12 protein-coding genes and 1 pseudogene are annotated in these 16,956 nt (G+C 34.9%); 2 read left to right on the top strand and 11 right to left on the bottom strand.

The window, feature by feature from the left end:
* Positions 1–51: 51 nt before the first annotated feature.
* The gene (locus tag ACTQ54_RS02265; protein ID WP_441754251.1) at positions 52–702 is read left to right on the top strand and encodes a hypothetical protein; all 651 of its coding nucleotides are present in this window, start codon (positions 52–54) and stop codon (positions 700–702) included.
* A 276-nt stretch (positions 703–978) separates the two neighbouring features.
* Here ACTQ54_RS02265 and ACTQ54_RS02260 read toward each other — a convergent pair whose 3' ends face one another.
* From ACTQ54_RS02260 to ACTQ54_RS02240, 5 genes are all read right to left on the bottom strand, one after another.
* Positions 979–3,402 (bottom strand): beta-galactosidase, encoded by a 2,424-nt coding sequence (locus ACTQ54_RS02260; RefSeq protein WP_441754250.1) that lies wholly within the window; start codon positions 3,400–3,402, stop codon positions 979–981.
* Positions 3,403–3,720: 318 nt separating this feature from the next.
* Positions 3,721–5,466, bottom strand: a complete 1,746-nt coding sequence (locus ACTQ54_RS02255; RefSeq protein WP_441754248.1) for a glycoside hydrolase family 35 protein — start codon at positions 5,464–5,466, stop codon at positions 3,721–3,723.
* Between the two features lie 196 nt (positions 5,467–5,662).
* On the bottom strand, positions 5,663–7,141 hold the full coding sequence (locus ACTQ54_RS02250; RefSeq protein WP_441754246.1) for a glycoside hydrolase family 30 protein: 1,479 nt from the start codon (positions 7,139–7,141) through the stop codon (positions 5,663–5,665).
* Positions 7,142–7,145: 4 nt separating this feature from the next.
* A complete protein-coding gene (locus ACTQ54_RS02245) occupies positions 7,146–9,284 on the bottom strand; it encodes a glycoside hydrolase family 2 TIM barrel-domain containing protein (protein ID WP_441754244.1) in 2,139 nt (712 codons plus the stop codon).
* A 101-nt stretch (positions 9,285–9,385) separates the two neighbouring features.
* On the bottom strand, positions 9,386–10,426 hold the full coding sequence (locus ACTQ54_RS02240) for an alpha/beta hydrolase (RefSeq protein WP_441754242.1): 1,041 nt from the start codon (positions 10,424–10,426) through the stop codon (positions 9,386–9,388).
* A gap of 233 nt (positions 10,427–10,659) precedes the next feature.
* Between ACTQ54_RS02240 and ACTQ54_RS02235 the strand changes: the two genes are divergently transcribed.
* Complete coding sequence (locus tag ACTQ54_RS02235; protein ID WP_441754240.1) at positions 10,660–11,169, top strand: TetR/AcrR family transcriptional regulator; 510 nt, start codon at positions 10,660–10,662, stop codon at positions 11,167–11,169.
* A 594-nt stretch (positions 11,170–11,763) separates the two neighbouring features.
* On the opposite strand, the gene ACTQ54_RS02230 is transcribed toward ACTQ54_RS02235, so the two are convergent.
* The 6 genes and pseudogenes from ACTQ54_RS02230 to msr(D) form a co-directional block, all read right to left on the bottom strand.
* Positions 11,764–11,940: a hypothetical protein gene (locus ACTQ54_RS02230; protein ID WP_441754238.1), complete on the bottom strand. Its 177-nt coding sequence runs from the start codon at positions 11,938–11,940 to the stop codon at positions 11,764–11,766.
* 228 nt (positions 11,941–12,168) lie between these two features.
* Positions 12,169–13,047, bottom strand: a complete 879-nt coding sequence (locus ACTQ54_RS02225; protein WP_441754236.1) for an AraC family transcriptional regulator — start codon at positions 13,045–13,047, stop codon at positions 12,169–12,171.
* 331 nt (positions 13,048–13,378) lie between these two features.
* Positions 13,379–13,900, bottom strand: coding sequence for a zeta toxin family protein (locus ACTQ54_RS02220; RefSeq protein WP_441754234.1), 522 nt, complete (start codon positions 13,898–13,900; stop codon positions 13,379–13,381).
* Positions 13,901–14,267: 367 nt separating this feature from the next.
* A pseudogene (locus tag ACTQ54_RS02215) lies at positions 14,268–14,668 on the bottom strand (CatB-related O-acetyltransferase); the annotation flags it as partial.
* 79 nt (positions 14,669–14,747) lie between these two features.
* Complete coding sequence (locus tag ACTQ54_RS02210) at positions 14,748–15,356, bottom strand: GrpB family protein (protein WP_441754232.1); 609 nt, start codon at positions 15,354–15,356, stop codon at positions 14,748–14,750.
* A 49-nt stretch (positions 15,357–15,405) separates the two neighbouring features.
* The gene (msr(D), locus tag ACTQ54_RS02205; RefSeq protein WP_441754230.1) at positions 15,406–16,869 is read right to left on the bottom strand and encodes an ABC-F type ribosomal protection protein Msr(D); all 1,464 of its coding nucleotides are present in this window, start codon (positions 16,867–16,869) and stop codon (positions 15,406–15,408) included.
* Positions 16,870–16,956: the final 87 nt, after the last annotated feature.

The raw sequence follows: 16,956 nt of genomic DNA, 5'->3' as shown, positions 1-16,956 counted from the left end.
TAGAATGGGTGTATAATGATAAGAGAAAGAATGTTTAAAGGAGGTCAAAAGATGATTAAACAATTGTTTTTGCTGAGTAGTATATTATTGTTTATGGGGTTCCCAACTGTTTCTGCTCAATCAAATTCAGAAGTAGAAAGTTTGACAGAGGAAATTCAAGCTTTAGAAGAGACTTTGCAAGATAAAAAAGAAGCTTTAGCGATACTTAGAGAAGATTTGGACGGTTACTATACGATTGAAACCATCAATGCTACTTATGTATTTAGTAATCCACGGATTGAAGATGATTTATTAGTGTTAGATTTAGATTTTACTAACGATTCAAAAGGTGCTTTAGCAGTAACTGACGAGCTGTGGATGTTATCCTTTTTCCAAGAAGATGACATTAGCTTACAACAATTATGGGTCTACTATGAAAACCTACCCGAAGTAGAGGGTCGCCGACCTATTAGTTACAATACACGCATTAAGAGTGGTGCTACTGTGCAATTAGTCCTAGCTTTAACTAAATCTCCAGAAGTATACTATGGTGAACCTTATCTTTATGAAGACTTATCTGAATCTGAAAATCTTGACGAAGTAGATGAAGAAATCATCGAGGTTCAGGAACCTTTTGACGATTTCTCACCTCTTTTAATTCAAGTCGATCCTTATAATCATCCAAGTGGTCAATCAGCTCAAATTGAAATTCCATTAGAATAAATAGTTACCGTGACTCGAAGATATTGCTCGTGTATCAATCTTCTATATTCTATAAATGGCTAAGCGCGAGGAAAAGAAGTTATTGAAAAGGAAAATAAAAGCTCTAATAATTGGTGAATAATCCAATTTATTAGAGCTTTTTATGTTTATGATGATTTTAATCTGCTGGTTCCGGTATTATTCATTGAAATAATACGAGCGGTTGCAAGATAGACAGAAGTCACATTAAATCTCAAGCAGCCTCAAACTTCTAGCAAACTAAACTTTATTTAAAGTTTATTTCTCAATTTGAATGATTTTATACTCATATGATTCTAATACATGTTGCCCAGCAGTCAAAGCTTTTCCTTCTAATAATTCCTCAGCTGACACTTCTAACGTAAATTGTTGCGCTGTATCAGTCATATTGACTAGATAAAATTGAATTGTATCCGAAGACTCACGACGATATTTTACAATATCTGTTTGCAATGAAAGATATTCTAAGTCTCTGTCATAAGGAATGACTTCTTCTTCCAAGAAATTTGACCACAAGTCACTATTAATCAAATCCTTTGGAGTCGCGCCAATATATACGACAGACCCTTGTCCAACTTTTCCTTTAGCTGCAACAATTTCATTAGCATGTGTCTGTACCAGCACTTCCCAATCACTTTTTGGTTCAAATACAGTGACTAAACGATCAAGTGCTTCCTCAAAAGGTTTGCCATCAGTTAAATAGTCATAATGATGCACACTCAGTTGTCTAATATTTTTAAAGCTAAACCATTCTCCTAAATCGCCTAAGCCATTATTAGCGTGGAGAGCTAACTCATCTGTTCGATCCCCTGTCATTGGGCCAAAAATCACTTTTCCACCTTTAGCAACAAAAGCTTTTATTTTTTCTAACATATAAGTAGATAGATGACGTATAAAAGGCACAAAAAGAAGTTTGAAGTCAGAAAGGTCTGCAGCTTCTTGAACAACTTCAACAGATAGACCTTTACGAACAAGACTAGCATATAAGTCTGTAATTAAACCACGATAATTATACACGCCACCTGTTTCAATATTATAATGCCTTCTAGCATCATCTGAATAAATAAAACCAATCGATGCCTTAGCTTGTTCAGTCTTTTCAAGATGCGTACTCATCTCTTTAATTAATTTTCCTGATTCAACCACATCCTCATAGCCATTGCCTGCTTCCCCCCAAGGGCTTACGACAGTACTATGTGGCTGTTCTACCCCATAACGATGACCTCTAAAATGCCAGTAAGTAAATGCTTTTAAGCCGCCTGCAAAACCAGCAAAAACTTCAGTTTGTAAATATTTAACTGGATGTGGGGAAATATAGTTTTCAATATGTCCTGCATGAGAAGTACTCGTCTCTAACAACATATATTCATTGACTTTATCCTTCATATTGCGCCATACATCTAAATTAATAGTGAAAGCAGGATGATTGCTTGCTGGAGCATATGTATCAAATCCGACAAAATCAAGCTCATGGAATAATTCATCATTTAATAAATTAAAGCCCATTGCTGAATTATGAGTAATAGGTATGTCCGTTTCCATCCGAATCATATGACATAAACCTGTAGCAAAGTCATTTAAAGTTTCCGCAGTGAATTTTCTAAAAGCATTCATCAAAGAGGAATTATGTAAAAATGGCGTAGTCGTTGGTACAGGTACATCATCAAAAGCTAGATATTCTTCACTCCATATTCTTGTACCCCAACTCATATTTAAATTCTCGATATTTCCATAAGTATCTTCTAACCAGTCATGCCACTGAGCCTTACAGCTGTCACAATAACATAAGTCCACATGACATTTAAATTCGTTATCTAACTGAATGCCGATAACATTGGAAAATTTATCCGCTAATTTGGCTATTTTTTGGGTAATTAAATAAGCTCTATCACGGAAATAAGCATTGTTAGTACAAGCATGCTGTCTAGAACCGTGGACCATGATTGTGCCATCAATATTATGAATACATCTTTCTGGGTGATCTTTTGTCATCCAAATCGGTGGCGTCGGGGTCGGAATACATAATACTAAGTCAATATCTTCTTCTTGATACCAAGAAATGACATTCTCTAGAAAGGATAAGTCATATTCTCCTTCACGAGACTCTAAAGTACTCCAAATAAATTCCCCTATTCTTGCAAAATTCATATTAATTGATTTCATAAGCTTGATGTCAGCTTTTACAATTTCTTCCGACCATAATTCTGGATACATACAAGCCCCATAGTAATATTTATTGAACATGCTTGATTCCATTAATAAGGGTTGAAGTCTTTGTAACACATACTTGCCCATCACTTCATGCATATTATCTGATAATTCAGCTTTGTATTCTTTAACAAAGCTTGAATATTCAAACAAATCAATAAAATAGATTCCTTCTTCACGCCATAATTGCTTCATCATTTTATTGCCTTCATTATTACTTGAAGTCACTAAAATAGGAATCCCTTTTTTGTTCTGAACAGCTTTAACTTTCTCTTCGATACTTTTGACACTTGTAATCAAGACTAAATCTTCTTTTTCAATCTTTTCTAATAAATGACCCCAACCATCCTCATCATTTTCAATTTGTTCAGACTGATACACAGTATATTTATTTTCATATTGTTGCGAAAGTAATGCTTCAAAATCATTTCGCCAAGTACTTTCTTTATTTAAATTTTCAAAAAATATATTCATTTTGTCCTCCGTTTTTTTATAAATTTAATCATTCATGCAACATATTGTTTAAATAAAACCAACTTATTATAAAACGATTACATTTTATTGTTTAAATTTCTTAAAATTCTCGATGATCATCCTTTTATTTAGCAAAAAATTAAATCCAATCCTTTGCTCTATATAGTTTTCTACTAATCTTAAGCCTACCATAAGCTAATTTTTATAAGTATGGAGCAAACAAACATTTTTTGTCTAAATTAAACATTTTGCTTAAATAAAAAATACCCTTCAAGTAGACCCAGAGTCGGTCTGTTGAAGGGTAGCCAAATAAAAAGGCTATAGACTCGGTTCACTTACAAGTGAAATACTGTCATTCACTTTACCATCAGTTTCGAAAATAATAATTTCATTAGTGCCTTCATTTAATAATGGAGCAGGAATATAAAGACGTTTTTGAGGACCCATTTCCCAGAATCGACCTAAATTAAAGCCATTAATAAATGCGACACCTTTACCCCAACCTTCAAAGTCTAAAAATGTATCGCCTTTTTCATCCACTTCAAAAGTAAAGCTATAAAATGCTGGTGTACCAGCTTGATATGATTTTGAAAAATCAATTTGACTTACATCATCTAATGGAAGACTGTAATGTGTCCAATCACTTTGGAAAGCCCCATTAACTACCACACCATCGCGGATACCTTTATGTTGGTGATTCATTTTTACAGAATAATTTACTCTTCCCATATTTTCAACTAGAATACCTAAGTCATTTTCAGGAGCTGTAAGTGTAAATGATTCTTTGTCCTCAATATCTAAATCATATTTGATAAATTCTAATTCATTATTTACAAAAACATGAGCACGATCCATACAACCAATCAGACGAAAATCTTCGATTTCTCTAGCCTTTCCAATGGAACTCTTATAATACACATAACCAAATGCTTGGTCTAATTCTTCCATCGATAGAGGATAATTAGATTCAACGGGTTGACTTATTTCATCAATCACACTAAAGAGTGACACTTTGTCTTGAACAGTTAACTTACCATAGTCTTTCTTTTTAATTTCTGTTGAAAGAGGCATTTCTTCAATTGGACCATAAGATTGAATCACTTCTTTGAATAAGTCATATTTCTTAGTCGTATCTCCCCACTCAGTTAACAAAGCATCATAGTCGTAAGAGGTCACATCTGGAGCTAGTTTTTCATAGTAATTGGCACCATTAGTGAAGCCAAAATTCGTTCCACCATGGAACATGTAAATATTTACATGACCTCGGTCTAAGATGGCTTTCAATTCCTTAGCAGCTTCATGTGCATCAGTTGTATGGTGAGCTTCGTCGCCCCATGCATCAAACCAACCAACCCAAAATTCCATTACCATCAATGGTAACTCTTTGCCGTGGAAATCTCTTAATCGTTCAAAATGCTGTTCAATTTTTGATCCACAGTTAACAGTTGGCAAGGCTAATTCTGGAATTGACCCATTTTCTAACATATCACCCCATGGTCCATCAGATGTCACTAAAGGCACTGTCACACCATTTTCTAGCATTAATCTTGCAATTGCTCGCATATAACTAAGGTCGTTAGCATAACCACCATATTCGTTTTCAACTTGCATCATAATGATTGGACCATTATTATCGATTTGCAAATCAACGAATTGCGGAAGTAAATGTTCAAAATATTTCTTAACTTTTTCCATATAAATAGGATTATTAAATCTAATTTTGATACGTGGATCCTTTAATAACCAATAAGGTAAGCCACCAAACTCCCATTCTGCACAAATGTAAGGAGCTGGTCTAACAATCACATATAGTCCAACTTCATGCGCCGTTTGAATAAATTTACGAATATCAAATCTGCCAGTAAAACAATATTCCCCTTCTTTTGGTTCATGCATGTTCCAAGGAACATAAGTTTCTACTGTATTACAGCCCATATTTTTTAACTTTTCCAAGCGGTCACGCCAATATTCAGGCACCACACGGAAATAATGAATACTTCCAGAAATCACTTTAAACGGTTGATCGTTTAAATAAAAATCCTCTTTTACTTCAAATTTTCCCATAGTTGATGTCTCCTTCTACAATCTAATAAATTATTGTCTTTCTCGTATAAATTCAATGACTGGTTCAAAATTAAGTATTAATAATAATGAGATCAATCCCACTCCGAATATCATTAAGTATATGGGTATTGAATTTAATATCAACCAACAACCAATGATGATCTTGTAATTGACACTATTCATCTCATTAAATTCCCTAATTAAAACTCTTAATTGTCACAACTGATTGTCGAGGAATAAGTATTTGTTGATTATCCGTTATTTCTTGTTCTTCTAAGTCGTGATCGACATTTGTAATAAAGCTAATTTGATTCGTATAATCTAAACCATCTAATGATACGAACTTGTCAAAATAACTTTGGTTTATGATAACAGTAATCAATTCTTCTCCATTATCACCCTCACCTATAAAACTTACTGAATCAAGGGCTTTATTACTACTAGATGTGGATACACGTACATAGCCTGGTTTGATATATTTACTAAAGTTCCCCATCGTCCAAAGTCGTTTAGTTGGAGTGATTGTTTGATCATCTAACTCAACATAAATCAATCCGTCTCTATAATCATAGCTACTTACAGCAATCCAATATTGCCAAGCCTCAACATCAAGAGTCGTTAAATCTTCATAAATTTCATTGGCTAGAGTCAAGGCAGAGTTCATAGTATAATCTCTACCATTAACCATTTCAGTCCATTCTGTCATCTTTAACGATACTTCGACTTCATTTTCTTCCATCCAATCAATGAAATTCAACTTAGCAAGATTGTCTGACCAATAAGAATGGATATCCCATGTATCTATAGAATCCATTAATTTCTCACTCTCAATCAGACGGTTAAAATAAGCAGTACTGCTATTAGCCCACTCGCCCAGTTCTGGCATTGAGAGAGAAACATCAGATAAGCTAGAACGCTTCTCCATTTCATCCACAAATACTTCTAATATATTCACCACTTCTTCTGGTTCATAGTGAATACCTTCTTGTCCTCCCGTCCACTCCCATTGCGGTTCGTTAATCGGTGAAATATGTGTCACAGGTATGCCATCTTCTAAGAAATATTCGGTGACGTCAAGTACATAATCGGCAAAAACTTGATAATTTTCTGGTAAAAGATTGATTTTGTTCTTCCCTGAAGCATCAGTTTCACCATAGGCTGCACCTGATTCGGTTAAACGAGTGAGAGGACTATTCACAAACAAATAAATATCATCGATTCCATAAGCAACTGCTTGCTTTAGAAACCACATTGAATTTTGGTCATTAGTCCAATCATAGACTCCTGGGGCTGATTCAAAGCTTTCCGCTCGTCTCCAAGGATCTTCAATTTTAGGACTATTTTCTAAAGTACTTCCTGCTCCGAGATTATATCGGTAAGAAGATAAGCCAATGCCATCAGTCGGGTCAAAAAGCAATTGAGCAATATATTCTCTCTTTGAAAGACTATCGTTTTCCATGTCAGTCCATCCGCCAACATCTTGACTCCACCAAGCACCGCTGGCACCGAAACTTTCTATTGTCTGGTGTTCTTCTGAAATATCAATATCTATTGTTACTGTTTCTATTTTTTCGTTCATATCAGTTCCCAATACTTCTATATTATTTGTTTTTGTTAAAGACATGCCTATCAAGACAAACAACAATGGAATGATTAATAATAATTGTTTTCTCATAGATTTAAACACCTTTAATCGGTAATTCTAATTCAGCTATTCCACCTGATTTAAACTTAACAATTAATTCATCGTTTTCATTAGCTTTCACAAAACAGATTAACTTCCCTTGATAAGTCCGTCGGTATGATGCACTATATTCCGTTACATCTGATAAATCACCGTTTTCAATTCCTAATAGTGTCCCATTCACTACTTCAATATGTACTGGTTTTTCTGCTAAAGTAGGTTCTTCATTAATGTCTAATAAATGACATTCAATTTGATACATATTTTTCTCAACTTGAATATCCGTAGCATCAATTTTGTTAATCCACTCTGTAGGCAGGTCAACAATTTTAGCATTAATAAACGCGGGTCCATAAGTAGGATGAAGTTCGTCAGTTAAGACTTCGCTTCCAAAAGTAGCTTCCGCTTTAAGAGCCTCCGGCTTATAAGGTACAATTGCTGAATAATAACCGTATTTTTCATTAAACTCAAAATTTGAAATTTCTTGATTAGCTAGCGTTAATTTAACTGATAAAGAATTAGTGTAGCATCTGATTTCCACTTGTTGCTTTGGTAAATATTCCCATTTCCTATAAGTAGCTTCCCACTCAGGATGCTCACTGTTTTCCTTAAAAGGTAAAGTGGTCAAATGAAGTGTTGGTTTTTCACTCCACCAACTTTTTCTTTTATAGTACTCAGCTTTTTCAAAACCAGCTAAAGTCAATAAACCGGCTGGCGACCCATGAACTGGCCAACCATGTGCCTCTCCTAAATAATCAATCCCAGTCCACAAAAATTGACCCGATATATATGTAAGGTCATTAGCTATAGACCATTCTCTATAACCATGACTATTCTCACTACCTATAAATGGTTTATTAGGGAATCTTTGATGATCTTCTTCATATAAATGTTCCTTGTAGTTATAACCCACTACATCTAGATTATCTATTAGACCAAGTTGTGATGACAGTTCAGGGAAGGCTGCGGCAAGTGTAACAGGCCGGGTTGGATCCATTTCCTTTGTTATTTGAATTAATTCATTCGCAATTGTTGTTAATCTTTTCATATCTGGGCGATTTGGATTATATTCTCTTTCTGCAGCAGGTTTACTCTTATCATTGTTCCCTGTCATTTCATCAAATAAAGGATTAGCATATGGATCATTTGGATAATCCACTTCATTGCCAATACTCCAAGCAATAATCGATGGATGGTTTCTATTGCGTAATATCATATTTTCTAAATCTTTTTTGAACCAATTTGGAAAATGTTCTGCTGCCCCTTCTAATTTAGGAGGATAAACATTATGCCCATCAGAACGTTCAAGCATATCCTCGTGCTCGGCACCAGATGCTCTCGCACGAATTTTTGCAACATCTTCAGGAATTTTTTCATAAATCTCAATCATATCCTTTAAAGGACTCACACCCGCAAATTCTTTTGTAACATCTTCTACACCAGCATCATCTGATTTTCCTGTTCCCGCTACCATAAAATATGGAATTCTTATTTTACTTATATCATAATCCCAACCCATATTTGTAGCGAGTAATGGATATGCAGCACTTCCTGTGAAGATTGTTTTATATGTTTTACCGATTTCATACTTTGTCACAGCTGCCAACGCTCCAGCTCCCCCCTGTGAGTAACCGATGATAGCAATATTTTCTTGATTAATTTTATCCGATAACACACTCTCGGTCCCAAGAGAAAGTACAAAATCCAGCGTTTTGGAAGCCGTCTCACCTGTCCCCGTTTGCGGATCATCATTGCCAACTACAATAAATCCCCAACTTGCCAGTCTATCAAAAAAGGGTTTGTAATTGACTGCTCTAGTACTACTCGCATTGACTACGAGTATCATTGGGTACTTTTTATTCGTATTCTCCAATTCTTTTGGATACCAGATGCGTATCTTTTGGATACTTTGGTTATCAGAGTCGAATTCTGTATATGCTGTTTCAAAATCACCTCGATTGGAATACTTCATTTCAACCATCGAATCACTCTTAAAATCCTTATAGTATTCATCGGTAAGATATGCCTTTCCTTCGTCCATCTTGCCTTTGATGAACAGCACACTGATTAAAATCACAATGACAATCATAATAATCAATAAGGCTATACCAAATATTTTCAATAATTTTATCATAACAAATCTCCTAATAAAATCAAGTTAACTTATGGATCAATTCACGCAAAATATAAAAAACCTCTTGATGATAAGACCATCATTCGAAATGATCTGACGCATTATTTCGTTTTATCATTCAAGAAATCAATCAAACGGTCAAACGCCTCCTTTGCAATCGGATCTGTGCGCTCTGCACCAATAAAGCCATGATCTTTGAGCTCACCATATTCTATGTATGGATCAACAAGAATATTTTCACCTCCAAGCTCATTAAGTTTATTGTGCATGACATTCATATCGTGCCTATATTCACTTCCGAGCAAAAAAGCACTAGGATATTCCGCAGTTAAGCTTTCCATGTTGTTATATTTCAGAATATCATCATTCGATAGATAGATACTTCCTTTTACATAATTACCAACAAGCATTTTCGTTGCAATATTAAAATTCTTATAGTCAAGAGGTGCATCATCTAACACAACTGCTTTTACTTGATTCGGATTTAACACAGGTACAATACCTAATGACTCAGCATAGGTAGGATTCGTGATAATACTTCCAAGCTGACTTGTCATAATTGCTCCAGCAGATGAACCCATGATTATAATATTATCCATATTCAGATGGTATTCCTTTTGATGCTCCATCATATAGGCAAAAGCACGGTTTGCTTGAATCAATGGAACTGGAAAACGGCAATCGGGAACGAGACCATAGTCCACATTCACGATGTTATATCCTTGTGCACAAATATCGTCCAATAAAGCAGTAGCATCAGTCTCTGCTAATGGATCGCCCATGTTCTTACTACCTGCAAAAAAACCTCCACCATGAAAATAGAAGAGGGTAGGACGATTTGTCATCAAGTTTGCATCAGGATAAATTACATCCAGATAACTATTTGGATATTCTGCATCATAGCGAATTTCACTAATGAGATATTGACCATTTTCTTTTTTTCCATGAATAGGTTCATAAAATGGTTCATAAGAATTAATGGGGGAATTTCCATACGTCAGTTTCTGAATCGCTCCCACAACTATCTGTGTATTTGTTGTAATGACAATATAAAGTATTATAAGTAGCGTGATCAAAACACCAAATACTGAGAAAAATATTTTCAGCTCTTTATGTTTTTTCTTTGCAGTTCTCTCCTCCACTTTAGAATTCTCCTCTTTTCACTTTTACTATATTTTTTGTATTCCTTAAAAGCCCCATCAGATAATCATTAATAAGCTAACTTTCTTTCTTGATAAATTCTATTCATTTTGTCTCGTCTAAGGCAAACAATAAATATCACTTGAATTATTGTTGTAACAAGTGTATCATATCTTTTTTGAGGAAATAACTGTTTCATCAAAATGAAACAGATTGAAGAGGTTTGTATCATCTTATGAATATTAATAACCACCAAAAAAACACTTATGTAAAAAAACAGATTACTCTTGCCCTCCTAGAACTTTTAAAAGAGAAAGCTATAGATGAAATTTCTATTAGTGAACTTACAAAAAAAGCTCAGGTTGGAAGAGTATCATTTTACCGTAACTATCAAACGAAGGAAGATATTCTTAAAGAAGAATCTGATAGGCTCATAAAAGAATGGGGAAAACTTTATGAATCAAATCCGGATTCTTCACCCCAGACACTTTTTCCTTCTCTATTTGATTTCTATAAACAACATAAAGACTTTTATACAATTCTATATCATGCTGGTATGTCGACTATAATACAAGAAACCATTATTCGTACAATACAAATAACCCCTGAAATGGAAAATATTGAAGCCTATATTAAGTCATTTTGGGCATATGGTATCTACGGTTGGTTAATTGAATGGATGAAACGCGGAATGCCTGAGTCTGGTGATGAACTCTATCAATTGTTTAAGAACATGAATCAATAACCTCATTCAAGTCTTAAATTAAAACCAACACTTATACGGCATTAGAGTTTTAGATTTTTATGTGCATTTACCGTACTAGTCGCTTTCTAAAAATACTTCGCTTTTACTTTATTGATATTTATTCTTCTTTTTACAACATAATGAGTGTTCTGAAAAAATGATATTCGTTTCAAGAGGGGGGTGCAAGGGGGTGCATTTTTCATGTCATTCATTTCCTGGTGTATGCTTGCACTCTTAGATATGTTCCCTCTTACATAATTTTTCACCTAACAAACAAGGGGTATCCCAAGCTAACATTACCTTTTAACGATAATCTTAGAATAACCCCCTGTTTTCTACACTTTATTTACTTGTCAGGGTGCAACTTTTGACATCAAAGCTAGCGTCTCCACATGTGTTGAGCATAAGCTTTGGATTGATTTTGATATTTTGGAAGCGGGTCTAGTTAAATGATATTAGTCATTACTAGCAAACTACTGTCAAATTACTACCAATTACTACAAAATCTACTCTCAATTACTATTAAACTAACAAGGTTAAAAATTTCTATTAGCGAAGGGAAGCGAATAGTATTGTTTGGGGTCATTCTTTGAATTACCGTGCCATCCAACTGATCCTTTTTCCAACATAAAAAAAAAATCTAGTTGTTTCTGTAATCATTTCAATTAATTCAGCAGCTATTTTTACTGTAATCCGCTCATTCCCATATAAATAAGCCAATATTTTGCGTTCATTTTCATTGAATTCATCAAAAATTAGTTTTTTATCCAAGTCATCTACTCATTCATCCAATCTCATTTGGCGTGAAGCATAGTTGTTTTCTAATTTCAATATGATGGAATAACTGTTAAATATTAGCAGCCTGAAAATTCTTCTCTTAGAGAGAAGATATCCACTGTAAGCTTTTGTATGTGGAAATATATCAACATTCTCTTTTGAGATTTTAAATAAAAAGGACACTCTTACTAAAGAGCGCCCTCAACTATAACAGTGATATAATTAGTTGTTATTTTTCTTTACCGGAATCCAGATTTCACTTCGGTACTTCGGATTTTCGGTGTCAGGACTCTCGTTCCACAAAATTTCTGGCCCCGGTGCAACCTCGTACCCTGAAGATGGAAACCATTCAGAGTATATTCTTCCCCAAATATTTTGAAGTGTTTCTGGGAATGGCCCAACAGATTCGAAAACAGCCCAAGTACTGGCTTCTATTTCCAATACATCGAATTCTCCTGTTTCATCACTTGAAGTTGTTACACCGATATAATGATCTAGCTCGCCTTTTTCTTCCATTCTTCCTTCCGAAAAATTAGCAGATGCACTAATAATCCCTGTTGGCTCTATATTTGAGAGTGCTTTTAATTCATTAATAACCTTAGGGGTTAAAAGTTCAGTCATTTTTGCAATCTCTGGATTGACACCTTCAAAAACAATTGCAACTCTCTTTTTAAATCCTACTAACTTAAACGACCCTTTCTCAACAATACGATAATTCATCTCGCATCCTCCTTTAATTGATAATTGAAAGGTCATTCTAGGATAGGCTTTTAACTGCGTGTTCTCACTTCTTGCTTCAGAAGGAAGAATACTATGCATAGAATGAAAAGCACGGGAAAACGAATCAGCTGAATCATAACCATATTTGACAGCCACATCGATTATTCTCAAATTTGTATCTTTCAAATCAAGAGCAGCCAGCGTTAATCTCCTTCTTCGAATATATTCTGACAAACCAATTCCTGATAAAAATGAAAACATCCTTTTAAAATGATACTCTGAGCAGTAAGCAATTTTCGACACTTCACTGTAATCAATTTCTTCAGTTAGATGCTCTTCAATATATGCCAAAGCTTTATTCATATTACTTAACGTATCCATCAAACAACCTCCTTTCAATTTCAATATTATCAAAGGATTTAATTACCCACCCGATAATCTGTGCACAATAAAGTCGACTAAATTTAAAAATATTACTTACAATTACAACTATTATAATGAACTGAACTTCAACTACAATTAAAGACTTAGGGAGTTCTTTCGCTGAAATGTTACAAACCACAAGCGTCTCAACATGTGGAGAGGATAAGTTGTGGATTGATAATATGATGTTGGAGTAGGCTTATGTTCGAATGATGTTGGTAATTACTATCAAGTCCATAGCCTTTTTGTAATTGAGTCGTTTGTGGGAATATGTCTGTGGAATTGAAATTTATCTCTCTAAATCAATATCTATTTTGTACTCGTCATCAATAAGTATATAATTAACTTCGTGTGCGATGGCGTGTTCCAAGACTTGCCTATTATCTTCTATCACTGAATCCAAAGTACAACAATCATCATCAAAACGAATTTCGATTATACTTGCATAGCTTTTTATATCTGCAAAATTATTTCTAATATAATCCTCACTCATTACAAGACAATAATATTTGATACTATCAAGATACTCTTTTTCAAAATCTTTCGCCCAATCAAATGGAATATAACAGCCTTCCACAATCAAATTCTGCTTATTTTCTATTGCTGTCTTAATCATTTCACGAACAATCGCCCACAAATATGCTGTTAAATCTGAATCATCACTTGTTGGGGTAAGTTCCGTGTTGCCACTTCTTATTAAACCCATCTTCAAATGGTCTATTGAATAATATGGATATTTATATTTTTCAAGCAGCTTCTGTGACAATGCTGTTTTTCCTGTATGTGAAGCTCCTGCTATCAAAATAATCATAATCTAACCTCCCTGTAAAATTCAAATTTCCCGTTTACTCTTCTCTAACTTTCTCTTCCAACTCAAGTAAATATCTGTCATAGTCAGACTAAAACAGCCTGTCCTGCCCATTTTCGGAACTGCACTGCACGTTCATTATTTACTTTGATATCAAATATACTTATCTCCAGTTGAATGCTTATTTTCGAATCAGGCTGACAACACATTCAACATGTTTTGAGATGAGTGGATAGCTGTCAAAGGACAATTTCCATTTTCCTTTTTTACTGAATTCTCTTTGAGGGAACATATCCACTGTGGGCTTGCGTATGTGGGAAGATATCGAAATTCTCTATTGCTGTTAAAGAAAAAAGATTCTAACAAGGACTACTGTTGAGTTAGCAGTAATAATTGCACCTTCTCCATTTTTAACACCCGGCATTATGATTACATTTTGACCTATCCACACATCATTGCCAATCACTGTGTCACCCTGAAAAGGAAGTTGTTCTATTGCAGGAGTTACTTTTTCCCATCCACCGGTAGAGATATTAAAGGGGATAGGTTGTAACTTCATACATCCTATGAGTTGCTCCATTCATGATAAACCTAACACCCTCTGCAATAGCGCAAAATTTACCGATGATTAGCTTATCTCCAAGAAATTCATAGTGGTGCTCTATATTATTGTAAAAATTCCTCAGGAGACTTTTTCATCATCACTATAGTAAGTGTATTCACCAATCTCTGCATTGGGTTTTTCGGTAGGTTACTTATAGAACAAACCATTTTGATATTTTATTTGGGTATAATTTTTCTTATCTGATCCTAACATAGAATATAACTCACTCTCATATTTTTATATATTTTATTGTGTTTTATATGATTTATTATTTTGATACCACAGCAAAGCATCCTTTTCTAGTTGCTTTACAAATGCATCCTTGCCAGCGCAGTAGCCTTCAATATCCTCCGGGAATCGATAAGCCAGCTCCATCTTTAATTCACCATACTCTAAAGCGATGTCAGGATGTGTACGCAGAAAGTCCCTTACCGCTATATGCCTATTAATATCTTTGTGATTGCTTTGCTCAAAAATATGAATTTGGTATGTCCTGTTATCGCCACCTTTACGTAAATATCTCCGCCCTTTAATACCAAACTCACCCATACACTCATACCCAATGGCTACAAATTCTTCGTTATGCTTATCAACCAAACTAATATTTGTCACTACGGGCATTATATCTATGATTGGTTTAGCATGTAACCCCTTAACTGCTGTACTGCCAATATGGTAAATCTCCACCAATATATCCTTCAATATGTTACTTATCTTCTGTGATTCATTTTCATACTCTACTTCCCAAAAGGGGTCGTACGGAACAACTCGTATAAACAATAATAACCCTCCAATCTCTTTCTCAACAAATAACGTTACGACATTATTAGAAAAAGTCTTTATACTCTTTAACAATGGAGTCGCCAGCCAGAATAGACTATATTGACCAGCGACTACCTTAAATTTAATGTTTCAGATTTATTTTCTTATCACTAATTTCATAAACCACATCAGCCACATTATCGAGTAGCCGTTTGTCATGGGTGATAAACACTATAGTTCCAGAATACTCCTTCATTAATATTTCCAAAGCCTCTAAGCTTGGTATGTCAAGGAAGTTGCTGGGTTCATCCATTAGTAGGATGTTATATCTACCCATAAGCATTTTAGCTAACAATAATTTCATAATTTCACCACCGCTTAAAACAGCTAAGCTTTTTCCTATGTCGTTTTGTTTAATTCCCATTGATGCTAACACAGAACGAATTTCTGAAACATTGTAATCACAATCCTCCTGCATAAATTCCAAGACTTTTTGATTACTGTTGTACTTGTAACCATTTTGTGCAAAGTATCCTATTTTGGCCTTAGGTGAAATAGTAATTCCATCTTCATGATTTAAGATCATTTGGATTAAGGTTGTTTTTCCTGTTCCATTACCTCCAGTTATCGCTACTTTTGCTCCTAGCGGAATTTGAAAAGATGCATTTTCAAACAGTGCCTTATCCCCAAATATTTTATTAATTTCCGCACCGACTATAGGGTATGGATTATGGAGCTCCAATGCTTTACTTTGCCTGAAACGAATTCTGCGAATGTCTTCCGGAGCTTCTACTTTTCCTAAGGCCGCAATCCTGTGCTCTAGGGATTTAGCGGCATTATGCATCTTTTTTTCCTTACTTCCTATTGATTTTTGATGAGCTAAACGCCCTCCGCCTTCAGTACTTTTTTTCTTTGAAGCACCTTTTGCCTTCTGTTCTATTTTACGAGCCTGTTTTCGCTTTTCCTCTGCAGCCCTTTCCAATCGGGCACGTTCCGCAATAAATTGTTCGTATTCTGCAGCTTGGCTCTTACTTTCTTCCTCTTTCTGACGAAGATAATCAGAATAGTTTCCCCAATACTCAGTGATTTTGCCATCTTTCAGTTCCCATATTTTATCTACTATTTCATCAAGAAAATAGCGGTCATGGCTAATAACTAACAGTGCACCTGTAAAATATTTTAGCTGTCCTATTAGAAAATCAATTCCTTCACGGTCTAAATGGCTCGTAGGTTCATCCGCTAAAATACCATGAACCTGTGCCGATAAGGCCTGTGCTATTTTAAGCCTTGTTTCTTCACCACCGCTCATGGTCTGTATATTTAATTGCTCAACACCGAGCTTGCCTACAAGTGCAAAATCTTTTTCCTCCTGCAGAGTTACTTCGTCCAACTGGGGAATATAGGCAAGTTCACCCAGACGATTCATTTTACATCCTGGGGGAATTAATTCTCCTAAAAGTACCTTGAGTAAAGTGCTTTTTCCTGCACCATTTGCTCCTACTAAACCAATACGGTCATAATCATATACTTCTAATTCATTTATATCTAAAACATCGCGTCCTTTGAATTCCACACGAATGTCTTTTGCTTTTAATATTAATTCCATAACATTTCCTCCTGTCTATAATCGCATGCTTTCATTTGCTTGTACGCAGGGAAAACCCTGCGATTTTAGCAGGAAGAATTACATGAA

This window comes from Fundicoccus sp. Sow4_H7 (genome assembly GCF_052115865.1).
Classification (GTDB): domain Bacteria; phylum Bacillota; class Bacilli; order Lactobacillales; family Aerococcaceae; genus Fundicoccus_A.
Note: the sequence above shows the minus strand (reverse complement) of the source record. Positions and strands in the feature narration are given on the sequence as shown.